This window comes from Janthinobacterium sp. BHSEK (genome assembly GCF_056174685.1).
Map to the genome: position 1 here is coordinate 27,280 of NZ_JBWBYV010000008.1, position 24,289 is coordinate 51,568.

Below are 24,289 nucleotides of genomic sequence, written 5' to 3' on the forward strand. Positions count from 1 at the left end.
CAGTCCTGGATAATTTCCTATTTACAATATTCATGCTCATAATTACAATGTCGGCAACATGAATACCGGCGCGCCGATCCCGAATGGTCAGCGCGCTTTCTTGAGGAAAGTATGCAGTTGAACAGAAAAGCGGCGGCGCTGTGCCTGGCCGCTTGCGCCAGCCACCTCCCCGCCGCCATGGCGGCACCCTTGCACCGCCACCAGACGGCAACGCCATCCGCGCCCGAAGTACGCACGCGCGATCTGCTGCTGTTCGGCGCCGGCCTGGTCCTGCTGGCGGGCAGGCGCCGTCCCGGGCAAGAGAAGTGGCAAGACACGACGACGCGACTACAGCAGCAGTAGCACCGCATACTCGCGGCTCTCGTCGCGCAGGGCGATGCTGTTGCCGTCCTGCGCCACGCCATCGAGCGACAACCCCGCAGGCCGCCCCTGCGCCGGCTCCACCGTGATGGCATAGCTGCTGGCGCCGAAGCGGTAATGCAGCTTGAAGCCGTCCCATTCGGCCGGCATGGTCGGCGCCAGACGCAGCACGTTCGCTTCGCGCGTCAGGCCGAGCAGGGATTCGACGATCAGGCGGTATAGCCAGCCCGACGATCCCGTGTACCAGCTCCAGCCGCCGCGTCCCACGTGCGGCGCCACGGCATACACGTCGGCCGTCACCACGTACGGCTCCACCTTGTAGCGCGCCACCGCCTGCGCGTCAACGCCATGACGCACGGGATTGATCATGCGCAGCAGCTCCCACGCCTTTTCGCCATCGCCCATGCGGGCAAACGCCATCGCCGTCCAGATGGCCGCATGCGTGTACTGGCCGCCGTTTTCGCGCACGCCCGGCACATAGCCGCGGATGTAGCCGGGATTGAGATCGGCCTTGTCGAACGGCGGGTCGAGCAGCTGGATCACGCCGGAGTCGCGGCGCACGAGGCGCGCATCGACCTGGCGCATGGCGCCGGCGACCCGCTCCTTGTTGGCGGCGCCCGACAGCACGCCCCAGCTTTGCGAAATCGAATCGATCTGACATTCCTCGTTCGTGTGCGAGCCCAGTGGCGTGCCGTCGTCGAAATACGCGCGCCGGTACCATTCGCCATCCCACGCATGCTCCTCGACGTTGGCCGCCAGTTTCACAGCTTCCTCGCGGCAGAACTGGGCGAACGCAGCGTCGCCGCGCAGCATGGCCACTTCGGCGAAACGCTGCAGCACTTCGTACAGGAAAAAGGCCAGCCACACGCTCTCGCCCTTGCCGTGTTCGCCCACCTTGTCCATGCCGTCGTTCCAGTCGCAGGAACCGATCAGCGGCAAGCCGTGCACGCCCATGCGCAAGCCATGGCGGATGGCGCGCACGCAGTGTTCATACAGGTCGGCCGACTCGCCCGAACGCACGGGCAGGTCATAGTAGGAATCCTCTTCCGGCTTAACGGCCCGCCCCTCGATGAAGGGCGCCACTTCCGACAGCACGTTGACGTCGCCCGTGGCGATCACATAGCGGCAGGCGGCCAGCGGCAGCCACAGATAATCGTCGGAGCAGTGCGTGCGCACGCCCCGGTCCGACGGCGGATGCCACCAGTGCTGCACGTCGCCTTCGACAAACTGGTGCGCCGCGCACAGCAGCAGGTGCTTGCGCAGCAGCTGCGGCGCCGTGTGGATCATCGCCATCGCGTCCTGCAGCTGGTCGCGGAAACCGTAGGCGCCGCCCGACTGGTAATAGCCGCTGCGCGCCCACAGACGGCAGGCGATGGTCTGGTACATCAGCCAGCCATTGGCGATCACGTCGAGCGACGGGTCTGGCGTCTCGATGCGCACGGCGCCCAGGGTGCTTTCCCAGTGCGCGCGTACCGCGTCGAGCGCCATGCGGGCCGCTTCCTTGCCCGCATGGCGCTGCACCATGGTGCTGGCGTCGGCATTGCGGCGCCCGCCCACGCCGAGCAGGAAGACGATTTCGCGCTCCTGTCCCGGCTGCAGCTCGAACGGCACCTGGATGGCGGCACACTGGTCCAGCCCCGTGCCCGCCTTGCCGGAAAGGCGCACGCGGCGCAGCGCCGCCGGCTGCGCCAGGCTGCCGTTGCGGCCGATGAATTCATTGCGGTCGCAGGTGATGGAACGGATGCTGGCGTCCGTATTGAAAAAGCCGACGCGGCCGGAAAACTCCGTGTTGTAGTTATTGCGCGCAAACAGCGCGCCGCTGATCGTATCGACTTCGGTGGCCACATGCATGCCGGACTTGGCGCGCAGGTCGGCCATCACCCATTCCACGTAACCGGTGACGGACAGGCGGCGCGGCACGCCGCTGTCGTTGCGCACCTTGATGACCGAGTATTTGACGGCCGCATCGAGCGCCACATAGGTGCACAACTCGGTGGCGATGCCGCCCTCGCTGTGCTCAAAAATGCTGTAGCCGAAACCGTGGCGCGTCACGTAGTCGCCGCTGCCGCGCGCGGGCAGGGACGAGGGCGACCAGAACTGGCCGCTCTGCTCATCGCGCACATAAAACGCTTCGCCGGACAGGTCGGACACGGGGTCGTTCTGCCATGGCGTGAGGCGGAATTCATGCGCATTCTCGCTCCACGTGTACGCCTGGCCGGCTTCCGACACCACCGTGCCGAATTGCGCATTGGCCAGCACGTTCGACCACGGCGCCGGCGTCTGCTTGCCTTCCGCCGTGGTGATCACGTATTCGCGCCCATCGGGCGTGAAACCGCCCAGGCCATTTTCCAGGATCAGCTCGCGCTGCGGCGCCCGGTGCGGCACGCCGCCATGCTCGCGCGCCGGATCCTGCAGCAGCGGCGGCATGCGCAGCACGGGGCTCGGCGGGCGCTTGACCTGCTCGGCCAGGGTGCCGCGCAGGTCGCTGATGATGGCGCGCGCCACCGATTGCAGCAAGATGCGGTCTTCGTTGGCGATCTGCTCGGCCAGGCGCACGAAGATGCCGCCCGGGCGGTCGATCGCCTGCGCATCGATGCCCGAGGCGATCAAGCCCATGATCTGGTCGTGCAGCAGCTGGCGGTAGCCCGACTGCTCTTCGTACCAGATCACCAGGTCGACGATCAATCCTTTCAGGCGCCAGTAGGCATGCGCCTGCACCATCTGGCGCGCCAGTTCGATATTGGCCGCGTCACGTATCTGCAGCAGCACGATGGGCAAGTCGCCGGAAATGGCATACGCCCACAGGCCGGACTGGCCGCGCTGGTTCTTGATCAGGATGCTCGCTTCGGCGCGCAAAGCCGCATTCGGATAGATCACGGCGTTGGCCAGGCGCGCATACAGCTGCGCGTCCGCTTCGCTGGCGTTCAACTGGCGCAGCACCACCTGGCTGTGCGTCCAGGCCAGTTCGAAGACGCGGTCGGCCAGATGGCGGTCCTGGTATTTGTCGATCAGGTGCAGCGCCGCCTCGCGCTGCTCCACCATGCCGGTGACGCTGTCGACGGTGACGGCCTGGTCGGGTTCGAGCGTGATGACGTAGCGGATGGCCACGATGGGGTCGAGCACGGAACCTTGGCCGCCGCTGAGCGGCCCGCTCTCCTGCAGCGCCTGCGGCAGCTGCGCCGTGTTGCCGCGGCCGATGAAGCGCGCGCGGTCCGTCTCGAACGATACCTCGTAGCGCTCGATATCGTGCACGGTCATCACATGCAGCAGCCACGGCATCTGCTCGTCCTTCGAGCGGGGCCGGCGCGTGCACAGGATCGCCTTTTCATGCGCGAGGATTTCCGTCTGCACGAACAGCTTGCTGAACGCCGGGTGGGCCGCGTCGGCCGCCGCCGGCGCCATCACCACTTCGGCAAAACTGGTGATCTCGATGCGCCGCTGGCGGTTCGAATTATTGCTGATGCGGGTGCGGCGGATTTCGATGTCGTCCTCGGGCGAGACGACGATTTCCGTGTACAGGTCGAGGCCATGGTCGGCGCGGCGGAACTCCGCCCGCCCTTCCGAAAAAATCACCTCGTATTTCTTCGGTTCGGCCAGGGTCGGCTGGTACATGGTGGACCAGACTTCACCGTCGTCGAGGTCGCGCAGGTAGCAGAAATTGCCCCAGTTGTCGCGCGTGCTGTCTTCGCGCCAGCGCGTCACGGACAGGTCTTTCCAGCGGCTGTAGCTGCCGCCCGCATTGCTCACCATGACGTGGTAGCGGCCATTCGACAGCAGCTGCGTTTCGGGCACGGCACTGTTGGCCTGCGTGAGGATGCGCATCGGCATGGCCTGCTCCGGCGCGCCGCTGCGCAGCACCGCCAGTTCGGCCGTGTTCGAGTAAAACGCGCCGGCCTGCGGCGTGCGTTCCTGCAGCACCAGCAAGGCCGATTGCAGCAGCGGATCGGACTCGAAACGGCGCTGCATCGGGCGGTCGTGCAGCAGGTAGCTGAGGGCCAAAAAACCCATGCCCTGGTGGTGCACCATGAAGGAGCGGATGACGGCGCTGCCCTGCCCGCGCGGCAGGCGCGCGGTGGTGAAATCGATGGCCTCAAAAAAGCCGTAGCGGCCCATGTAGCCGGCCGCCTGCATGCGCTGCAGGTTCTGGCAGGACGCTTCCGGCTGCACCATCAGGCCCATCATGCTGGCATACGGCGCCACCACCAGATCGTCGGCCAGGCCACGCTTCAGACCCAGGCCCGGCACGCCGAAGGCGCGGTACTGGTAATTCAGGCTGGCGTCGACCGTGTTGTAGCCGGATTCGGAAATCCCCCACGGCACGTCGCGCTGGCGGCCATAGTCGATCTGCGCCTCGATGACGGAGTGGTAGGTCTGGTCGAGCAGGGTGTTCGGGTAGTTCGGCATCACCAGGAGCGGCATCAGGTACTCGAACATCGAACCGCTCCACGACAGCAGCACGGGCTGGCCGGCCACCATGCACAGCTGGCGGCCCAGGGCGAACCAGTGCTCCTGCGGCAGCTGGCCCTGGGCGATGGCGATGAAGCTGGCCAGACGCACTTCGGAAGCCAATAAATCGTAGTAGCTGGGATCCAGGCGCCGTTCGCTGACGTTGTAGCCGATGGCCAGCAGCTTGGTCGACGGGTTGTACAGGAAGCCGTATTCGATCTGCGCGAAGTCGCGCGCCTGGCCCGCCGCGTGGGCGATGTCGCGCATGTGGCGGCCCGCCTGTTCGCGTCCCTGCGCCAGCAAGGTGGCCAGCTCGGCAGGCGTGTCTTGCGGCGCTTCCAGGTTGGCCAGTTCGCGCAGGGTCGGCACGCGCAGCCATGCCGCATCGATGCCGGCCTGCGCCGCCCACGGCGCCAGTTGCAGCAGCTCGGCCAGCGCCGCGCGGCACTGGCGCGCCAGCGCGCCCGTCCACATGGACAATTCGCCATCCTCGCTGTGCAGGGTCAACGACAGCAACGCCTCGGCCGCGCCGTTCGCGGCACTCAGGTAGGCATGCCATTCGGCCAGGGTGGCGGGCGCGGCGGGTGCCTGCAGCAGGCCCATGCTCTCGCGCATGGCCTTGCCCTCGCCTTCGGCGGCGATGAATTCCTGCAGCACCTGCGCCGTCGTGCGGATGCCCTGCGCCACCTGCGCGCCGATGAAGGGGGCGTCGTACAGTTCCACCAGTCCCGGCTGCAAGGTCAGCAGATGGCCGGCCAGGTTGCCGCTGTCGACCGTCGAGATATACATCGGCTGCAACGCCTTGAGCGTTTGCGTGTCGTACCAGTTATAGAAATGGCCCTGGAAGCGTTCCAGCTCGCCCATGCTGTGCAAGGTGGCGCGGCTGCGCTCGATCAACTGGCCCAGGGTCACATAGCCGAAATCGTAGGCCGTCAGATTGGCCAGCAGCGCCAGGCCGATATTCGTCGGCGAGGTGCGGTGCGCCACCACCAGGTTCGGATGCTCCTGCATGTTATCGGGCGGCAACCAGTGGTCGTCCGGCCCGACGAAGGTATCGAAATACGCCCAGGTCTTGCGCGCCACGCCATGCAGGAAACGTCCCTGCTCGGCAGACAGGCGCGCCACGGCCCGCTCGATGGGACGGCTGATCCACCAGGCGATGGCGGGCGCGGCCAGCCACAGCAGCAGCACCACGGCGGCGGCGGGCAAGGCGGCCGGGCGCCAGTACAGCAAGGCGCCGAAGGTGGCCAGCGCCAGCGCGGGCGAGCACCACATGGCGCGCCAGCTGTCGGCTTGACTGCCGGAAGAGCTGTGCAGGTTCGAGGCGCGCCAGTCGAGCAAATGCTTGTGCGACACGCCCAGGCGCCACAGCGTGCGCGCGATGGCATCCAGGCTGATCCACGCTTCGTACGGCAGGAAGACGAGGGTCAGCATGGCGTGCGAAAACTGCACGCCGCAGCGCCGCTCGAAGGCGGCCAGATGCTGGCGCCACAGGGTGTCGCGCGGCTTGCGCAGCAGATCGTACAGGGCCGAAAAGACGGGCGGCAGGAAGATGATGGCCAGCACGGCCGCGCTCCAGAAGGCCACGTGCGGCAGGAAGCCCCACACCAGCAGCAGCGACACGGTGGTGGCCGGCGCCACGACGCTGCGGCGCAGGTTGTCGAACAGCTTCCAGCGCGACAGCATCGACAAGGGATTGCGTTCGCGCTTGCCGGCGCGGCCCGGCACCCGGCCCAGCAGCCAGCCGATCAGCTGCCAGTCGCCGCGGATCCAGCGCTGGCGGCGGCTCACGTCGGCGTCGTAGCGGGCCGGGTATTCTTCATACAGCTGCGAGTCGCTGAGCAGGCCGGCGCGCAAATAACAGCCTTCCAGCAAATCGTGGCTGAGGATTTTATTGTCGGGCAGGCGCTGGCCCAGCACGCGCTCGAACATGTCGAGGTCATAGATGCCCTTGCCGATGAACGAGCCTTCATAAAACACGTCCTGGTACAGGTCGGAGACGGTGCGCGTGTACGGGTCGATGCCCGGTTCGCCGCCGCACAGCAGCTCGTAGCGCGACGCGTTCGCGCTGGGCAGGGCCACGGCCACGCGCGGCTGCAGGATGCCGTAGCCGGCCACCACGCGCGTGCCGGCCGCGTCGAGCACGGGACGATTCAGCGGATGCATCATGGTGGCGATGAATTCGCGCGCCGCGTCGCGCGGCAGCTGCGTATCGGTGTCGAGCGTGATCACGTATTTGATCGTGCGCAGGCCGCGCAACTCGCCTTCCACCAACGAGAATCTGTCGCGCGCGCCGCCGCGCAGGAAGGCGTGCAGGTCGGACAATTTGCCGCGCTTGCGCTCCTGCCCCATCCACGCATTCTGCTGCGAATTCCACAGGCGCGGACGGTGCAGCAGCAGGAACGGCCCCACATGGCCCAGCTCTTCCGGGTCGGCCGGGTCGCCGTTGTCCTTGAACTCGGCGCCCTCCACGCGGTATTTCTCGTTCAGGCCACGGATGGTCTCCTGCGCCTGGCGCAGCAGGGCTTCGTCGCCGGGCATCGTTTGCGCGGACGCATCGACAAAGTCCGTCAGCAGGCAGAAACGCAGGTTCGGGTCGCGGTTGGCGAGATAGCGCACTTCCAGCGCCTCGCACAGGGCCGCCACGTTTTCCTGGCTGTAGATCAGGGTCGGCACCACGACGATGCCGCGCGCATCGGACGGAATGCCGGCCTGGTAATCCATGCGCGGCAGCGGATGCGGCGACGTCATCAAGGTTGCCAGCCAGTTCACCACGGCCACGGCCAGCTGGCTGCTGCCCAGCAGCGCCAGCGCGCCCAGCGCCGCCAGGGGCCAGCCCTGCACGCCATGGCGCACGGCGCGCTCGAGCAGCAAGGCGCTCGTCGCCAGGGTCAGGAACGAGATCGCCCCCAGATAGACGGCCAGCGGCGCGGCGCGCGCCGTATGCTGCAGCGCCTCGATGAAGGGCAGCCTGGCGCCAGCCTGCTTTTCCAATACCAGCGCGCCGCGCCCGACCAGGTAAAAGCCGATATGGCCGCGGCGCGCGTCATTGCCGTTGCCGTGCGTGTGCGCCAGCTGCACCACCATTTCGGCCACTTCCACTTCGCTGCGCGCGCTGCGCCTGGCGATGCGTTCGATGGCGTGGCGGTAGCTGTCGCGCGTGGCGAAATCCATCAAGCCATACGTGCCGGCCGGGTCCAGGCGCAGGGTCTGCTCGACCACGCTCATGGTCTCGACGAACTCCTGCCAATCCATGGTGCCGAGAAAACGCAGGCTGCCGATGCTGTTGGCGATCGAGACCTGGTCGGCCGCCTGCTGTCCGATTTCGGACTGGATCTGCTGCTCGATGGTGAGGCCCGACTCGGCCAGCTTGTGCGTCAGCCACGACAGCGCCAGGGTCAGCGAGGAGCTCTGTCCCTGCAGGCGGCGCGACAATTCGGCCACGAAGGCGCTGGTCATCGGCGGATTCGAACGGGCCATGTCGGCCACCAGCAGGATCAAGCCGCTGGGATTGCGCTCGGCGATCTCCGTCATCTGGTCGGCCCAGGTATTGGCCAGGTCCCGCTGCATGCGGTCGTCGGCCACGCGCGCGGCGACGCGGCGCAGGTTTTCGATCAGGGCCAGGCGCAGCATGATGGGTACGGCCCACAGTTCGCCCAGGGTCAAGGTGGCCACGTCCTGGTACGCCTCGACGAAGTGGCACAGGTTTTCCAGGTCGACGCGGCCATCGCCGTGCGAGATGATTTCCAGCGCGATTTTATACACGCGCGGGCAGCCCGCATCCACGCCGGAACTCAGCCGTGGCAACTCCTTGCTGTAATTCTTCGGCAAGTGGCGCCGCGTGGTGCGGATCTGCTCTTCGATCAGGTAAAAATTATCCAGCAGCCATTCCGAGGCGGGCGTGACCTGGCGCCCGCTTTTGACGGTCGCCGTCAGCTCATTGACGGTGGCCGTGATCAGGGCCGCATTGTCGGCCAGGCGCGCCAGCAGGCGGTCGCGGCCATGATGCCTGCCCACCGCATGGCCGGCGGCCACGTGCTTGCCGTGGGCGGCCATCTGCATGGCGCTGAATAATTCCGAACGCAGGGGCAAGGCATCGTCGCGCGCGGCGTCGAAGGAGTCCGGTGCAAGGGAATGGTCGCGGAAGATTTCTTTGACTTTGGAAACCTGTTCCTTGATCTGCTGCGTGACAACTGCTGTGTACTCTTTCAACTTGGGCCTCGCTAGGTGCGCGCAGGCAACCAGCGGCCACCGTCATGCGGGCCCAGTCTGGAAGAACACGATCGGACACTGGCGAAGACGGAAAGCGAAGCGCCGGAGCGTTGCGACGAATCTCAGGGTATAGGGAGATTTTCTGAACTTCATCGTAGGGGTGCCCTGTGCGCAAGACCGTGCGCTAGCGTACATACTCGACGCATTGGGGAGGTTTCAGTACAGAAATCAGCGCCTTGAATGGCAGAAAGATGCCGGCAGGAAATGAATGGAAGAAAAGGTGCGGCGCGCACCGTGCCGATGATGGCACGGTGCAATATTTCATGGAAGAAAGTTCAAGCAGTTCAGGCCGCAATCGCCAGCGGATGGCGCGTCGCCTCCGCCATCGCCATGCCGCCGTTGAGTTGCCACGCCGCGCCGTGGCCGAGGCGGCGCAGGCAGGCGGCGGCGCGCGCGCTGCGGTTGCCGCTGCGGCAGAAAAACACCAGCGGGTGTTGCGGCTGCTGCAGCCATGCGGCCACCTGCCCCGCCAGACGGCTCAGCGGTACGCTGCGCACCGCGCAGCCCTCGAAGACCGTGCCGGCGCACGCCGCGTGTTCATACGCCTCGCGCACGTCGACGAGGATGGCGTCGGGATGCTGACGCAGGAAGGCGGGCAAGGCGGCCGCGTCAAGCTGCAGTGCGCTGGCGGCGGCCTCGCCTTCGCGTGCGGTGCCCACGGTGCCGCAAATGCCGCCGTCGTCGCCGGACGCGCACAGCACCGTGCCTTGCGTCAGCAGCGCCGCATCCAGCAAGGGCGTCAACGCCTCGGGCGCCAGGGCGCCGATGAAGGCGAAATGCTGCCCCAGCAGGTACACATGGGTGTCGCCGCACTCGATGCGGCGCAGGCGCTGCTGGCCCAGCGCCAGCTCACCGTCGATATCGACGTGACCGACTTGTTCGATCTCGAGTTCCTGCAGCAGCGACAGGCGCGCGGCGCCATGGTCCAATGGCGCCGCCGTGTGCACGATGGCGCGCAGGGCCAGGTGCTGGCAGCGGATGAAAGCGGCCAGACGCGGCACGAGCGCGGCGGCGGGATCGATGACGACGCAACTGGCGCTGGCGGCGTCGCTGAGCAGCCAGGTGCACTGGCCATCGACGCTCAGCTGGATAATGCCGTCCTGCGCGCCGTCCTGCGGCGATGGCGCCAGCGCCGACGGCAGCAGACAGCTGCTGCGCAGCGCTGCGCCGCAGCGCTCGATGCGCGCGCAGGCGGAAGCGACCGTCGCCGCATCGATCAGGGGACCGAACGACAGCCGGATGGCGGAACTGGCGCGCCATTGCGGCACGTGCATCGCTTCCAGCACATAACTGGGCAGCGCCTTGGCGGCGGAACAGGCGCTGCCCGAGCTGACGCGCACGCGCGCCGCGTCGAACAGGTCCAGCAGCTCTTTCGAGGACAGGCCCGGCACGGAAAAATTGAGCGTCGTCGGCAAGGACAGATCGAACGGCATATTGAACACGATGCCGGGAAAAGCGCGTTCCAGGCTGGCCACCAGCTGCTCGCGGAAAGCGGCCAGGTCGGCGTGGCTGCGGAAGGTCTTGCCATCGTCGAGCGCGGCCAGCACGGCACCCAGCGCGGCGATGCCGGCCATGTTTTCCGTGCCCGAGCGCAGGCCCGCTTCCTGGCCGCCGCCCATCATCAAGGGCGTAAACGGCGCGCCGGCGCGCACATACAGCATACCGATGCCCTTGGGCGCATACAGCTTGTGGCCGGAAAACGGCGCATAATCGATGCGCGTGGCGGCCAGGTTCAGCTTCAGCTTGCCCAGCGCCTGCACGCAATCGACCATCCAGAAGGCGTCGGCGCCCCGTTCCTGCAGCAGCTGGGCGATGGCGGACAAGTCGCTGACGACGCCCGTTTCATTGTTGGCCGCCATCGTGCACAGCATGGCCGCCTCGCCGATCAGCGCATCGAGCGCCTGCAGATCGTGGCGCCCCTGCGCATCGACGGGCAGCTTGCGCACTTCCAGGTTCAGACCCAGTAACCGGTTCCAGTGCGCCAGGCTCTCCGGCACGGCCTTGTGCTCAGTCGCGCCATACAGCAGCAGGCTGCCGATGCGCTTGCCCGCGTCGCGCCGTTCGCGCAGCGCGCACAGGGCCGACAGCACGGCCGTCTGGATGCCCTCGGTGGCGCCGCTGTTGAACATCAGACGGCCATCGCCCACGCCCAGCAAGCCGCCGGCGCGCCGGCGCACGCCATCCATCATGGCCTTGGCCTGCAATCCTGTGGCATGGGTGCTGCTGGGGTTGCCATAGCCCTGCTCCATCGCTTGCCGGGCGGCGGCAACGGCGGCGGGCAGCACGCAAGTGGTGGCATTGCTGTCGAGGTAGATTTCTTTCATGATGGCAGTCCGAATATTCTATAAAAAAGGCGCAGTTAAAAAGGCGCAGCGCAAGCGGCTGGGACATCTCGATAGTCTACCGGCCTGCCCCCGTGAAGATATGCCAAAAGACACTGCAAACACGGTACTATGTAGCATGTTCATGCCATAAAAACCGAAATAATAAAATGAATTCACCAAACGTCTCGCTCGACAAATTCGACTGCGCCATCCTCGCCGCCCTGCAGCAGGACGGCACCCTGTCGATCGCCGCCCTCAGCGAAAAGATCGGTTTGTCCAGCACGCCATGCTGGAAGCGGGTCAAGCGCCTGGAGGAAGAGGGTTATATCGAAAACCGCGTGGCCATCGTCAACCGGCAAAAAGTGGGCTTGCCCGTGACCGTCTTCGTCAGCGTGCGCACGGGACAGCACGATGAAAAATGGTTGCGCCGCTTCGCCGCCGCCGTCATCGTCTTGCCCGAGGTACAGGAATTTCACCGCATGAGCGGCGACATCGACTACCTGCTGAAAGTCGTCACCACCGACATCAAGGGCTACGATACCTTCTATAAAAAGCTCATCAAGGCCGCGCAGCTGACGGGCGTGTCGTCCGCCTTTTCCATGGAGCAAATCAAGTGCAGCACGGAATTGCCGCTGGAATTGATCGCCCACGGCTTGCCGGCCTGAGGCGTTTTCCGGCCACGCGGGGCCAATGTGGAAAAACGCGTTGCTGCAACGCAACATTAGTGAACGAAAAGCAGCAATGGTGCGGTGGGACGACAGGCCCGGCCGGTATACTGGCCGCTCGCCTGCCCGCTTTTCTGTCTATTGTGCAGGCCATCCTCCAAGGTCTTCCATGTCTCTGCTGCGCCGCCTCTCCATCCAGAAAAAACTCTTGTTCAGCATGGGCTTGTGCCTGCTGCTCTTCATGGCGATCTCGTCTTTCCTCAGCGTGCGCATGAGCAGCGATTACGTGCGCGAGCGCGTCGTCAGCCAGGAATTGCCGGCACAGGTGGGCGAGATCCGCAACGACGTGTTGCGCCAGATCAGCCAGCCCCTGTCCGTGGTACAGACCATGGCCAACGATGTTTATCTGCAAGACTGGGAAGACGCCGGCTTGCCCGACAGCGGCATCGCCACCTTCCAGCGCTACGCCACCGTGGTCAAGGAAAAGAACAAGGCCGCCTCGATCAACTGGGCCTCGGCCAGCACGGGCAAGTATTTCACCACCGAAGGCTTGCTGCGCACCCTGGACAAGAACCAGGCGGCCGACCAGTGGTTCTATGGCTTGCTGGCCGGCGACAAGGCGTATACGCTCGACATCGACAAGGCCGAGCATTCCAGCGACCTGATGCTGTACCTGAATGCGCGTGGCCGGACGGCAAGCAGATCGCGGCCGGGCTCGGACTGTCCATCAATGCGCTGGCCGACACCATCCGCAGCTACAAGATCGGGCAGACGGGCCATGTCTACCTGGCGCGCGCCAATGGCGTGCTGCTGGTGCACCGCGACACGGCCCTGGCCGACGGCAAGCATGCACTCAAAGATCTGCCCGGCTTCAGCGATACGCTGAGCAAGAACCTGCTGACGGGCAACAAATACGCGTACGCCGTCTACGACGCGCCCGCGGGACGCCAGTTCGTCGCCGCTTCCTTCGTGCCGGAACTCAATCTGTATGTGATGGCCGAAGTGCCGGAAGCGGAAGTGCTGGGCAATGTCACGCGCTCGGCCCTGATCGCCGCCCTGATCGCCGGCCTGGTCGGTGGCGGCATCGCCCTGGCCATCATCTATGTGATCAGCCGCGCCATTGCCGCCCCTGTAGCGCGGGCAGCGGACATGCTCAGCGAAATCGCCAGCGGGAATGGCGACCTGAGCCGCCGCATGCCCGTCGAATCGGAAGACGAGGTCGGTGCGCTGGCGGCTGCCTTCAACCGCTTCGTCGCATCGCTGAACGTGACGATACGCGAAGTTCGCGACAGTACCGGGGCGATTGCCAGCGCATCGAGCCAGATCGCGTCGGGCAACCTGGACCTGTCGGCGCGCACGGAAGCCCAGGCGTCGAGCCTGGAAGAAACGGCGGCAGCCATGGAAGAACTGACGTCGACCGTGAAACAGAACGCGGACAATGCGCGCCAGGCGAATCAACTGGTGGTGTCGGCCTCGAGCCACGCCGTCAAAGGCGGCGAAGTAGTCGGGCAAGTCGTGCAGACGATGGGCGCGATTACGGAAAGTTCGCGCAAGATCGCGGATATTATCGGCGTGATCGACGGCATTGCCTTCCAAACCAATATCCTCGCCCTGAACGCGGCCGTCGAGGCGGCCCGCGCGGGCGAACAGGGCCGCGGCTTTGCCGTGGTGGCAACCGAGGTGCGCAACCTGGCGCAACGCTCAGCGGCTGCAGCCAGGGAAATCAAGGACCTGATCGTCGACTCGGGCAGCAAGGTGGAAGCGGGCAGCAAGCTGGTCGACTCGGCCGGCACCACCATGCAGGACATCGTCGGCTCCGTGCAGAGGGTAGCCGACCTGATGGGAGAGATCGCCTCGGCCAGCCAGGAGCAAAGCCAGGGTATCGCGCAAGTCAATGCCACGGTCACGCAGATGGATGACGCTACCCAGCAAAACGCGGCCCTCGTGGAAGAGGCGGCGGCGGCAGCCCAGTCCCTGCAGGATCAGGCGGGCCGGCTGGCGCAGGTGGTCAGCGTCTTCAAGCTGGAAGAAACGGGGCATGCGGCGCAGCAGCCCCGGCAGCCGGCGCACAAGCCCATGCTGCCCACGCCAGCGCGCCCGAAAGCGCCGGCCAGCGATGCGTGGGAAGAATTTTAGAGAATGTTGGAAGACGCTTAAATCGCCGGCGCTTTCACGCTGGCCGCTTGCTTGAAGAAATCATAGATGCCGCTCTCGCTCATGCGGCGCGCATTCGCCAGCTCGCCGCCCTTGGTGGCGTACAGCACCTGGTTGTTGTCGCTCGATACGAGCACGGCAGCCGGGATGCCTTTCTTGAGAGGATTGCCATAGGCATGCGCCACGTCCAGGTTATGGTCGAAGTTGCCCACGTCGACCTTGACGACCTTGAACTGCTGTTGCATCAACTCGGCATTCTTGCCTTCCTTCAAGGCCTTGTCGAGCGCGCGGCAATCCTCGCACCAGTTGGCGCCAAAGATCAGCAAGACAGGCACGTGCGCCGCCTTGGCCTCGGCCAGCGCGCGGGCCACGTCGGCCTTGGCGTCGGCCGCCGCGTTGTACGGCAGATGCGGCGTGGCGACCGGGTTGGCCGGTGTGGGGGCGGCGGCAATGGCGGTACCGGCAAGCAGCAGGCTGGCAAAGAATGGGGCGACGAAACGGGAAAGGCGCATGCAGGACTCCTGAAAGAAATCGTGAAGCCAGCTGAACAGCTGCCAGCGGGCGTGATTGTCTAGAATATGCCTGCTTGTAGGAAATATCCACCATTTAATTGCACTGTGCTTATGCGGAAAACGTATAAGCGCGTATCAGCGCCACCAAGGAGTCGCCGCTTGAGCACGCCAGATATATTACCCCCAACGCTGTCCGGCGCCGCGCGCATGTTGCGCGACGCCTATCCCGGCGGCATGCCCGATACGGCATATTTCGCCGTGCTGGCCCTGCTGTATGAACACTTTTCCGACCGCAACCTGGCCGAGCTGATGGCCGCCGTCACGGGCAAAGATGCGGCGGTGGTCCTCAATGACATCTATGCCTGCGCCAGCAGCGAGCCGGCGCCGTCGACCATCGCAGCCGTCAGGACGCTGCTGGCGCGGCACGGCTTGCAGGCCGTCTGCGCCGAGGATTAATGCCCACCGGCAGCGAAATGGAACGCATGGGATAATATGGGGCTCACACTGAGCAACGCGGCCCGAACGCGCCCTCCCCATGACGACTTCTTTCCTGGCACGCTGGCTGCCGCAACCGAACAACGGCAGTCGCCGCGAACAATTGCGCGCCTGCGCGGGCGCCATCTGCGGCTTGCTGCTGACGGGCCTGATCTGCCATTTCCTGCTGGCCCCGGACAGCGCCAGCGTCTACCTGATCGCGCCCATGGGCGCCTCGGCCGTGCTGCTGTTCTGCCTGCCGGCCAGCCCGCTGGCGCAACCGTGGTCCGTGGTGGGCGGTAACGTCGTCTCCGGCCTGGTCGGCATGGCCTGCGTCAAATGGCTGGGGTCCAGCGTGGGCGTGGCGGCGCTGGCCGCCTGCCTGGCCATCGGCGCCATGTTTGCCCTGCGCTGTCTGCATCCGCCGGGCGGCGCCGTGGCGCTCACCACCGTCGTCGGCGGCGCCAGCGTGCATGCGGCCGGCTTTGAATTCGTCTTCATCACCGTGCTGTTCAATTCCGCCGTGCTGGTCGCCTGCGCCGTGCTGTACAACAACCTGACGGGACGCCGCTACCCGCACGTCCAGCAACTGGTCACGCCGCATCCGCACGCCACCAAGGATGACGTGCCCAGCAACCGCCTGGGCTTTTCGCCGGACGACCTCGATGCCGTCTTGCGCCAGCACAGCGAAGTGCTCGACATCAGCCGCGACGATCTGCAAGCGATCTTCCTGCAAACGGAAATGCGCGCCTACCAGCGCCGCTTCGGCGTCGTCACCTGCGCCGACATCATGTCGAAAGACGTGCTCAGCGTGGAATTCGGCACGCCGCTCGATGTTGCCTGGCGCACCATGCGCGAGCACGATGTGGGCGCCCTGCCCGTCGTGAACCGGGCGCGCCGCGTCATCGGCATCATCACGCAGACGGATTTCCTGCGCCATGGCGGCCTCGACGATTACCAGGGCATGCGCCAGCGCCTGCGCGGCTTGCTGCAGCGCAGCGGCCTGTCCCACGGCGACAAGCCGGAAGCGGTGGGGCAGCTGATGACGCCGTCGCCGCACACGGCCCGCCTGGGCACGCCCATCATCGACCTCGTGCCGCTGATGGCCGACGCCGGCTACCACCATATCCCCATCCTCGACGATGAAGAGCGCCTGGCCGGCATCATCAGCCAGTCGGACCTGATGGCGGCCCTGTACGAAAGCCGCTTTGCCGAGGCGGCAGCATGACGCCATTCCAGGCACTGCTGACCGGCCCCGACGGCGGCCCGGCGGGCATGGCCGTCAGCGCGCATTTCTTCGGCAGCCAGCTGGCCATCGACGCGCCCGGCCCCACGCTGGACGTGGCGCAGCTGGTCGTCAGCGTGGGCGGTGTCGACGGGCCGGAACTGTTCCTGAACTGGCTCGACGCACAAGGACGGCAAGCGTCGCTCAAGCCGCTGACGGCGGACGACATCGCCATCGTCTTGCGCGCAGCGCCGGCCGCGCTGCAGCCGCAACTGCAGCGACTGTGGGGCGAGCGCCAGCGCAACCGGCGGCAAGTGTCGGGCTGGCTGGCCGGTTTGACGGGTGCGGCCGTCGTCGCTTCCGCCCTGCTGTGGTGGCAAGGCGGCCATGCCGTCGGTGCGCTGGCGGGACTGATACCGATGTCGACGGAGAAGCAGCTGGGCGAACTGGCCCTGGCGCAAGTGCGCGCGCAGGGCGGCATCGTTGAGAGCGGCGTGGCGCAGCAGACGGTGCAGGACATCGGCCGCAAGCTGACGGCCGGTTCGCGCTACCCGTACCGCTGGCTGGTCAAGCAGGACGACACGGTCAACGCGTTTGCCATGCCGGGCGGCATCATCGTCGTGCATACGGGCTTGCTGCGCCAGGCGGGGGATCCGGGCGAGCTGGCCGGCGTGCTCGCGCATGAAGTGCAGCATGTGGAACAGCGCCATTCGCTGCGGCAGATGATCAGCAGCCTGGGCTGGGGCGCCCTGGTGGGCGTGACCATCGGCGACATCAGCGCCGTGGCCGCCATGCTGGCGCACCAGGCCGGCACCCTGTATTTCAGCCGCGACATGGAGGAAGAGGCGGATCGCCTGGGTTTGCTGGCCTTGCAGAGCGCGCAGATCCGCCCCGACGGCATGCTGCGTTTTTTCCAGCAGCTCGATGACAAGGACCAGGCCGGCGTGCCCGGATGGATTTCCTCGCACCCGCAAACGGCGGCGCGCACGCAGCAGATCGAGAGCCTGATCGCCGCCACGCCCTGCCCGGCCTGCCTTCCCTTGACCAGCAGCCACTGGCAAGCGATGAAAGCGGCCCTGCCGCCTACGGCAAAATAGCAACATTCCCCTCATACAATTTATCCAAACGCACTGGGCAATGGCGTATGCTTACGCCCCGGCTGTTCCTTCTTGAACGGCCACCCCCGACCTCGCTACGCCTCCGTTCATTCCCTCCTTACAAAGGATCTCGCGCATGAAGCATCGTTTTGCCGCCGGCACCCTCGGCACCCTGGCCATCTCCCTGTTGCTCGCCTACGCCCCCACGGCGCAAGCGGCCCAGCCCGCTGCAAAAACCGCAGCCGTGGCCGTCAGCGCGCCAAAAGCCAAACAGCAGCTGCAAGTGCTGGCCGACCAGTACTACGATGCGCAGGCCCGTTTCGAGCCGATCAATGCCACCGAGAGCGGCGACAACCGTTTTGACGATCAGCTCGGTTCAGCCATCGTGCCCGCCGCGCGCGCAAAGCAGTTCGCCCTGTACCGCCAGTACCAGAAGACCTTGCGCAGCATCGCCCGCGCGCAGCTGTCGCACCAGGACCAGATCAACTACGATATCCTCGACTATGAACTGACGACGGCGCTGAGCTTCGAGCGCTTCCCCGAATATTTGCTGCCGCTCAACCAGATGGACAGCATGCCCGTCACCCTGGCCAATTATGCGGGCGGCGAGGCATCGCAGCCTTTGACCACGGTCAAGGAGTATGACGCTTACCTGAGCCGTATCGGCCAGTTGCCGGGCTGGATAGACCAGGCCATCGCCAACATGAAGGTCGGCATGCAAAAGGGCATCGTGCTGCCGAAGGCGCTGACGCAGTCGGCCCTGCCGCAATTCAAGAAGCTCGTCAGCACCACGCCGCAGGAGAGCGTGTATTACACACCCATCAAGAACTTGCCGGCCAGCTTTTCCGACGTGGACAAGCCGCGCCTGACGCAAACCTACACCGTCATCATCGAAGCCAAGCTGATGCCTGCGCTGCAGCGCCTGGCCACCTTCATGGAACGCGACTACCTGCCGGCCGGCCGCACGAGCAGCGGCTGGAGCGCCCTGCCCGATGGCGCCGCCTGGTACCAGGCGCGCGTGGCCAGCAGCACCACCACGGATTTGAAACCGGAGCAGATCCACGCCATCGGCCTGAAGGAAGTGGCGCGCATCCAGGAACAATATGCGATCGTCGGTCCGAAGATGGGCTACAACGGCCCGGCCGCCGGCTTGCCCGTGTGGGTCTCGGAACAGGCGAAATACCGTCCGTTCAAGACGGAGCAGGAAGTGCTCGACGTCTACCGCAAGCTGAACGTGCTGCTCGACAGCAAATTGCCCGCCCTGTTTACCCTGGTGCCGAAAGCACCGCTGGACTTGCGCCTGGAACCTGAACTGAGCCGCGACACGGCCGCCGACCATTACACGGCCCCGGCCGCCGACGGTTCGCGTCCGGGCGTGTTCTGGTCCGTCGTCACCGATCCGAAACTGTATGGCGATACGGGCATGACCACCCTGTTCTTGCATGAAGGCAAGCCGGGCCACCATTTCCACCTGGCGCTGGTGCAAGAGATGGACTTGCCGAACTTCCGCCGTTTCGGCGGCAACAATGCCTTCACGGAAGGCTGGGCCCTGTATGCGGAAACCCTGGGCAAGGAAATGGGCCTGTTCGACGATCCGGCCCAGTATTTCGGCCATTTGAACGACGAGATGCTGCGCGCCGTGCGCCTGGTGGTCGACACGGGCTTGCACACCAAGGGCTGGACGCGCGAACAGACGATCAAGTACATGCGCGACACCCTCGGCTATGACGCCGTGGCGAGAAGCGAAACGGAACGCTACATGGCCTGGCCAGGCCAGGCGCTGGGCTACAAGATCGGTTCGCTGAAAATCGTCGAACTGCGCCAGCGCGCCCAGCAGGCGTTGGGCGACAAGTTCAGCCTGCCGAAGTTCCACGAAGTGGTGCTCGGCGACGGCACCCTGCCCTTGAAACTGCTGGAAGCCAAGGTCGACCGGTGGATCGCGCAGCAGAAGTAAAGCAGTAAGGTAAAGCCCTCCCGCCACAGCGGCAGCGCCAACCGGGGCTGCCGTTTTTTTTTCGTGCCGATGCTTGATCTGGCACAGACCGGCCGCATCTCGCGCACGCCTGCCGGAACGCGTACCAGGCAATGCTGCCTAACTCCCAGACACGCAAGGGAGGCAGCATGCAAAGCGAAGACAGGAACGATGGTGCCATGGCTGGCCCGCCCGCCTGGCAAGCGTCAGCGGAGACGCCCTATCACGGGCATGACGCCATTCTTCACTACACCAGCACGCGCGGCCAGGCCGATGGCCGGCCGCAGCGGCACATTCCCGACGATACCGCGCACGGCCGCCATGCCATGATCAGAGCCCTTGGCTGGCTCAGCATCGGCCTGGGCCTGGCCCAGCTGCTGGCGCCGCGCGGCCTGGCGCGGGCCAGCGGCCTGCGCGGCGTCTCGTCTTTCTGGATACGCGCCATCGGCCTGCGCGAAATGGCGTGCGGCGTGGCCTTGCTGCGCGGCGACACCGCTCCGGCATGGCGCTGGTCGCGCATCGCCGGCGACGCCATGGACCTGTCGCTGCTGGGCGTGGCCATGGCCAGCCGGCGCCATGCGCGCGCGCGCCTGGCGGCGACGGCAGCCGTGGTGGCGGGCGTGACGGCCATCGACTATATCGCCAGTGCGCAACTGGCGCCGCGCAAGTTGAGCCAATTACCGGCGCCCGGCGAACAGGGGCTGGCGCTGCAAAAGAGCGTCATCGTCAACCGTTCCGCCGACGATTGCTACCGCGCCTGGCGCGACCTGCAAAACCTGCCCCGCTTCATGCCGGGCCTGAAGTCGGTGCAGCTGATCGATGCGCGCCGCTCGCGCTGGCACAGCGTCGCAGGCGAGTGGATAGGCGAACTGACGCGAGAGCGTCCGGGCCAGGGCATGCGCTGGCGCGCGGCGGAAAACCATGCGGAAACGGGGGCGCTGGAACTGTCGCCCGCACCCGGCGGGCGCGGCACCGTGGTCACCATGCAACTGCACATGCAGCCGCCAGCCGGCAAGGTGGGCGCGGCCGTGGCAGGCCTGTTCAGTCAGGCGCCCGCCTACCAGATCGAAACCACCTTGCGCCGCTTCAAGCAGTGGATGGAAACGGGCGAGGTCAGCACCACCGAGGGCCAGCCGTCGGGCAAGCGCAGCTTCAAGACGCGCTTGCGGCACAAGGCTGGCGGCACGGCCGCTGCCCCTCGGCCGCAAGCAAACGGAGGTGTGTCATGAAAGCCAATTGCTGGCACGGCAAGCGCGACGTGCGGATCGAACAAGTGCCCGATCCCGCCATCCTCAATCCCGGCGACGCCATCGTCAAGGTCAGTTCCACGGCCATCTGCGGCTCCGACCTACACCTCTACAATGGCGTCGTGCCCAGCATGGAACAAGGCGACATCCTCGGCCATGAATTCATGGGCGAGGTGGTGGAAGTGGGTTCCGCGGTACGCAAGCGCAAGGTGGGAGAACGGGTGGTGGTGCCGTTTCCCATCGCCTGCGGACGCTGCTTCTTTTGCGAGCAACAGCTGTACTCGGTGTGCGAGAATTCCAATCCCAACGCCTACATGGCGGAAAAGATGTGGGGTCACTCGGGCGCAGGCATCTTCGGCTATTCCCACCTGACGGGCGGCTATGCGGGCGGTCAGGCGGAATACGTGCGCGTGCCGTTTGCCGACGTCGGCCCCATCCAGGTGCCGGACGAGCTCAAGGATGAACAGGTGCTGTTCCTCTCGGACATACTGCCGACCGGCTACATGGCGGCCGAAGCCTGCGCCATCGCGCCGGGCCAGGTAGTGGCCGTGTGGGGCTGCGGCCCCGTGGGACAGTTCGCCATCCAGAGCGCCTTCCTGCTCGGCGCCGAACGCGTCATCGCCATCGACCATTACCCGGAACGCCTGCGCATGGCACGCGAACTGTCCGGTGCGGAAACCCTGCATTTCGATGCGGTGGACGTGCCCGACGCCCTGCGGGAAATGACGGGAGGACGGGGTCCCGATGCCTGCATCGATGCCGTCGGCATGGAAGCGCACGGTTCCGGCGTCAGCTATATCTACGACCGCCTCAAGCAGACGATGAAACTGGAATCGGACCGCCCCACGGCCCTGCGCGAAGCACTGATGGCGTGCCGCAACGGCGGCGTCGTCTCGGTGCCGGGCGCGTATGGCGGCTTCAGCGACAAGATCCCGTTTGGCTCCATCATGAACCGTTCATTGACCATCAAGACGGGGCAAACACACGTGCAGCGCTACATGCAGCCGCTGCTGGAACGGATACAGCGGGGTGAACTCGATCCCGGCGCCATCATTTCTCACCACTTGAGCCTGGACGAAGCGCCGCACGGCTACGAGATCTTCCAGAAGAAACAGGAGCAATGCATCAAGGTCGTGCTGCATCCCGGCCCTTGAGCGGCGCAGGCAGGCAGCACCAGCGGCTCAGACGAGCAGCGCGGCACTCATCGAGCGCACTTCCTCGGCCGATTCGGCCAGGATGCTTTGCAGGGTCTCGTTGTCGATAATGAAATCGATGACGGAATCGGCGGGAGTGAGCATTTCCACGTACGTCACCTGCAAGGGCGACGGCACGGGCGACAGTTGCTTGGCCAACAACAAGGTGTCGAGCAGGGAGTCCGGCGGGATGGATAGCAAGCCATCGCGCAAGCCTTCGATGGCTTCGCTCACGGCCAGCGGGATCAGCAGCTTCTTCATGACTTCGCGAGAAATGATTTCTTCGGCGGACTCTATCCAGTGATCGGCATCGTCGTCAAGCAGGCCGGGGAATTCATCGGCACGCGACAACAAGTAAAAACCGCCCACTTCATGCACGATGCCGGCGAACAGCGCCGTGTCGGCATCGACGTGCGTCACGCGGCGGGCAAGGATGTGCGCCAGCGCCGCCACATGGGCAGTGTGCTCCCACAGCTGGGTCGCCTTCTGGCGCAGGACGGGGTCGATGATCTTGCTGCCGAACTGGCGCACCACCATCGCCGCCACCAGCGCGTACAGGTTGCGGTAACCCATGCGCATGACGGCCGCGCGCACGCTGGTTACGGGTGCCGCGTCGCCGCGGCTGTACACGGCCGAGTTGGCCAGCGCGACCGTGCGCGCCGCCAGCAGGGGCTCGGCCAGTACCAGTTTGATCGCATGGTCGATATGGCAGTCCGGTTCAGCCAAGGCCAATTGCAATTGCAGTGCGGAATTAACGCTGGTGGGAAACGTTAATTCTCCGCGCACCGCCTGGGAAACAATTAAACCAAACGCCTGTAATTTGTTCATCATACGATCTATCCGCCTCAGATATTATTCCAGCAAACAATTTCACTTTATAGCAGAAACTGCTTTCCAGTCCCGACCTTTAGAATACAGATGGCATGTCATTCGTCTGCATTGGGGAATCCGGCAATGCCAGGGCATGCAATAGCGATTCATCGCCGATAACAAACAACTTCGGCTGCTGTAATACCTGCAGCAGAAATGGCTGGCCCTCACGCAGGCGTCGGCGATAATCGGCCAGCGTATAGAGATTGGGATTGATTTTACGCCGTAAGGTTCGCTCGGCCGGGGCCAATCCCGTCAACAGATCGCCATAATTGGCTTCCTCTCCCACCAGCAACAAATCGATGGCGCTGCCAGGCAGGTCCTGTCCCTTCGCCGTGGCCCCCGACACGAATGCCAAGTGCAACTGGGCACGCAAGGGCGCCAGAGTCATGCTGAGCACGCCAACGATGCCGAAGGTTTTCTGCACCAGTCCGCTCAACTCCGGATACACGAGACTTTCCTTGTTGGGCCAGAAGCGCCGCACGTTGCCGATCCGCTCCGATGTGATCAGGCCGGACTCATGCAGCCGGCGCAATTCCCGCTGCGCCGACGCGCTGCCCAAGCCCGTCAAGCGCATGATCTCGTTCAAGTGAAAGCCCTCGTTCACGCGGACAAAGAGCAAACCCAGCAGTTTCTGCTGGGCGGGAGTAAACAGGGCTTGGGCAATCATGTGCCAAATCTTAGCATGAATGCACCGGAAATTGGCACGGCAAGCGTGCTTTGCTCTGTACAACAGAGCGTGGCGGCGTGACGACATCGTGCATAATCGCCATTGTTGCGCACTCCCGATCGATCGAAAAACCGGCGTGCCATCTCCCACTCGCAGTTGTCGACGAACCTTTCTTTCAGGGGAGCACTTGTATGTCATCAGCCATCAGCAGCGTGGCCGGGTTTGTCGCAGGACAACTCGATACGGCGGCCTTTGAACACCTGCTATATCAAGACGCAGATACGGAGCGCCTGTTGTCCGCGCAGCCAGCGCCCAGGTATGCGCATGCGGGGCACACGCTGTATCACTATCTGATATCGCTCGACCTGGGCAATCCTGCAGACGTGCTGAACGCGCAGGGCGCCCTGGCTGAATTTGTGCACGCCGCCGGCATTCCGGTAGCGGTCTCGGAAAAGCCCACCCGGCTGCACGCGCTTTTGCTGGCGGCGCAGCCGAAGTGGCTGGATGTGGATCTGGCCTACGCAGCGGCACTGCTGGACCAGGCGCCACCGCATGCGAACAAAAGTGAACGGACGCAGTGGTTGCGGGCGCAATTGCGCAATTTGTTTCGCTATGCGAAGAAGCCTTCCCCGTTGGCTGCAAGCGCCGAACTGGTCCATCGAAGCGCACGGTCCGCTGATATTTCTGGGACAACTCACGGTGGATGGCTATTTTCATGACGAGGCCGCCGTCTATATATTTTACGATGCAAGCAAAAACGCGTACCGATCGATACTGCAGACTTGCTGATGCCATGGCGTCCCTGGAC

The 24,289-nt window shown here is 65.1% G+C and carries 14 protein-coding genes and 1 pseudogene; 10 read left to right on the plus strand and 5 right to left on the minus strand.

The window, feature by feature from the left end; all coding sequences use genetic code 11:
• Positions 1–111 precede the first annotated feature (111 nt).
• A complete protein-coding gene (locus AC0V2Y_RS03510) occupies positions 112–342 on the plus strand; it encodes a hypothetical protein (RefSeq protein ID WP_475413861.1) in 231 nt (76 codons plus the stop codon).
• Here the strand turns inward: AC0V2Y_RS03510 and AC0V2Y_RS03515 are convergent.
• Positions 328–8,955 (minus strand): glycoside hydrolase family 94 protein, encoded by an 8,628-nt coding sequence (locus AC0V2Y_RS03515; RefSeq protein WP_475413872.1) that lies wholly within the window; start codon positions 8,953–8,955, stop codon positions 328–330. The two genes, AC0V2Y_RS03510 and AC0V2Y_RS03515, sit on opposite strands and share 15 nt — an antisense overlap.
• A gap of 407 nt (positions 8,956–9,362) precedes the next feature.
• Complete coding sequence (locus AC0V2Y_RS03520; protein ID WP_475413862.1) at positions 9,363–11,402, minus strand: aminotransferase class V-fold PLP-dependent enzyme; 2,040 nt, start codon at positions 11,400–11,402, stop codon at positions 9,363–9,365.
• A gap of 167 nt (positions 11,403–11,569) precedes the next feature.
• On the opposite strand from AC0V2Y_RS03520, the gene AC0V2Y_RS03525 reads away from it, so the two are divergent.
• Both AC0V2Y_RS03525 and AC0V2Y_RS03530 read left to right on the plus strand, forming a co-directional pair.
• On the plus strand, positions 11,570–12,067 hold the full coding sequence (locus AC0V2Y_RS03525; protein WP_475413863.1) for an Lrp/AsnC family transcriptional regulator: 498 nt from the start codon (positions 11,570–11,572) through the stop codon (positions 12,065–12,067).
• Between the two features lie 169 nt (positions 12,068–12,236).
• A pseudogene (locus AC0V2Y_RS03530) lies at positions 12,237–14,203 on the plus strand (methyl-accepting chemotaxis protein).
• 17 nt (positions 14,204–14,220) lie between these two features.
• Here AC0V2Y_RS03530 and AC0V2Y_RS03535 read toward each other — a convergent pair.
• Complete coding sequence (locus AC0V2Y_RS03535; RefSeq protein WP_217494244.1) at positions 14,221–14,733, minus strand: thioredoxin family protein; 513 nt, start codon at positions 14,731–14,733, stop codon at positions 14,221–14,223.
• Between the two features lie 159 nt (positions 14,734–14,892).
• On the opposite strand from AC0V2Y_RS03535, the gene AC0V2Y_RS03540 reads away from it, so the two are divergent.
• The 6 genes from AC0V2Y_RS03540 (at position 14,893) to AC0V2Y_RS03565 (ending at position 21,902) form a co-directional block, all read left to right on the plus strand.
• Positions 14,893–15,189: a DUF3349 domain-containing protein gene (locus AC0V2Y_RS03540; protein ID WP_475413864.1), complete on the plus strand. Its 297-nt coding sequence runs from the start codon at positions 14,893–14,895 to the stop codon at positions 15,187–15,189.
• Positions 15,190–15,268: 79 nt separating this feature from the next.
• Positions 15,269–16,435 (plus strand): HPP family protein, encoded by a 1,167-nt coding sequence (locus AC0V2Y_RS03545; protein ID WP_475413865.1) that lies wholly within the window; start codon positions 15,269–15,271, stop codon positions 16,433–16,435.
• A complete protein-coding gene (locus AC0V2Y_RS03550) occupies positions 16,432–17,529 on the plus strand; it encodes a M48 family metallopeptidase (RefSeq protein WP_475413866.1) in 1,098 nt (365 codons plus the stop codon). Before AC0V2Y_RS03545 ends, AC0V2Y_RS03550 begins: the two co-directional genes overlap by 4 nt.
• Before the next feature lie 136 nt (positions 17,530–17,665).
• Positions 17,666–19,483, plus strand: coding sequence for a DUF885 domain-containing protein (locus AC0V2Y_RS03555; protein WP_475413867.1), 1,818 nt, complete (start codon positions 17,666–17,668; stop codon positions 19,481–19,483).
• Positions 19,484–19,650: 167 nt separating this feature from the next.
• Entirely contained in the window at positions 19,651–20,730 is a 1,080-nt protein-coding gene (locus tag AC0V2Y_RS03560) for an SRPBCC family protein (protein ID WP_475413868.1), read from the plus strand.
• Positions 20,727–21,902 (plus strand): zinc-dependent alcohol dehydrogenase, encoded by a 1,176-nt coding sequence (locus AC0V2Y_RS03565; RefSeq protein ID WP_475413869.1) that lies wholly within the window; start codon positions 20,727–20,729, stop codon positions 21,900–21,902. The genes AC0V2Y_RS03560 and AC0V2Y_RS03565 overlap by 4 nt, the downstream gene beginning before the upstream one ends.
• A gap of 27 nt (positions 21,903–21,929) precedes the next feature.
• Here the strand turns inward: AC0V2Y_RS03565 and AC0V2Y_RS03570 are convergent, their stop codons facing one another.
• Together AC0V2Y_RS03570 and AC0V2Y_RS03575 are read right to left on the minus strand one after the other, a co-directional pair.
• The gene (locus AC0V2Y_RS03570) at positions 21,930–22,769 is read right to left on the minus strand and encodes an HDOD domain-containing protein (protein WP_475413873.1); all 840 of its coding nucleotides are present in this window, start codon (positions 22,767–22,769) and stop codon (positions 21,930–21,932) included.
• A gap of 79 nt (positions 22,770–22,848) precedes the next feature.
• The gene (locus AC0V2Y_RS03575) at positions 22,849–23,481 is read right to left on the minus strand and encodes an ArsR family transcriptional regulator (RefSeq protein WP_475413870.1); all 633 of its coding nucleotides are present in this window, start codon (positions 23,479–23,481) and stop codon (positions 22,849–22,851) included.
• 191 nt (positions 23,482–23,672) lie between these two features.
• On the opposite strand from AC0V2Y_RS03575, the gene AC0V2Y_RS03580 reads away from it, so the two are divergent.
• Positions 23,673–24,200 carry a hypothetical protein gene (locus AC0V2Y_RS03580; protein WP_475413871.1) on the plus strand — a complete coding sequence of 176 codons (528 nt, stop codon included), beginning with the start codon at positions 23,673–23,675 and terminating at the stop codon, positions 24,198–24,200.
• Positions 24,201–24,289 lie beyond the last annotated feature (89 nt).

Excerpts from the sequence above, each read along its gene's own strand:
- AC0V2Y_RS03550 (WP_475413866.1), top strand. The coding sequence starts at position 16,432 with ATGACGCCATTCCAGGCACTGCTGACCGGCCCCGACGGCGGCCCGGCG.
- AC0V2Y_RS03510 (WP_475413861.1), top strand. The coding sequence starts at position 112 with ATGCAGTTGAACAGAAAAGCGGCGGCGCTGTGCCTGGCCGCTTGCGCC.
- AC0V2Y_RS03575 (WP_475413870.1), bottom strand. The coding sequence starts at position 23,481 with ATGATTGCCCAAGCCCTGTTTACTCCCGCCCAGCAGAAACTGCTGGGT.
- AC0V2Y_RS03525 (WP_475413863.1), top strand. The coding sequence starts at position 11,570 with ATGAATTCACCAAACGTCTCGCTCGACAAATTCGACTGCGCCATCCTC.
- AC0V2Y_RS03555 (WP_475413867.1), top strand. The coding sequence starts at position 17,666 with ATGAAGCATCGTTTTGCCGCCGGCACCCTCGGCACCCTGGCCATCTCC.
- AC0V2Y_RS03580 (WP_475413871.1), top strand. The coding sequence starts at position 23,673 with ATGTCATCAGCCATCAGCAGCGTGGCCGGGTTTGTCGCAGGACAACTC.
- AC0V2Y_RS03560 (WP_475413868.1), top strand. The coding sequence starts at position 19,651 with ATGCAAAGCGAAGACAGGAACGATGGTGCCATGGCTGGCCCGCCCGCC.
- AC0V2Y_RS03570 (WP_475413873.1), bottom strand. The coding sequence starts at position 22,769 with ATGAACAAATTACAGGCGTTTGGTTTAATTGTTTCCCAGGCGGTGCGC.
- AC0V2Y_RS03520 (WP_475413862.1), bottom strand. The coding sequence starts at position 11,402 with ATGAAAGAAATCTACCTCGACAGCAATGCCACCACTTGCGTGCTGCCC.
- AC0V2Y_RS03565 (WP_475413869.1), top strand. The coding sequence starts at position 20,727 with ATGAAAGCCAATTGCTGGCACGGCAAGCGCGACGTGCGGATCGAACAA.
- AC0V2Y_RS03545 (WP_475413865.1), top strand. The coding sequence starts at position 15,269 with ATGACGACTTCTTTCCTGGCACGCTGGCTGCCGCAACCGAACAACGGC.
- AC0V2Y_RS03535 (WP_217494244.1), bottom strand. The coding sequence starts at position 14,733 with ATGCGCCTTTCCCGTTTCGTCGCCCCATTCTTTGCCAGCCTGCTGCTT.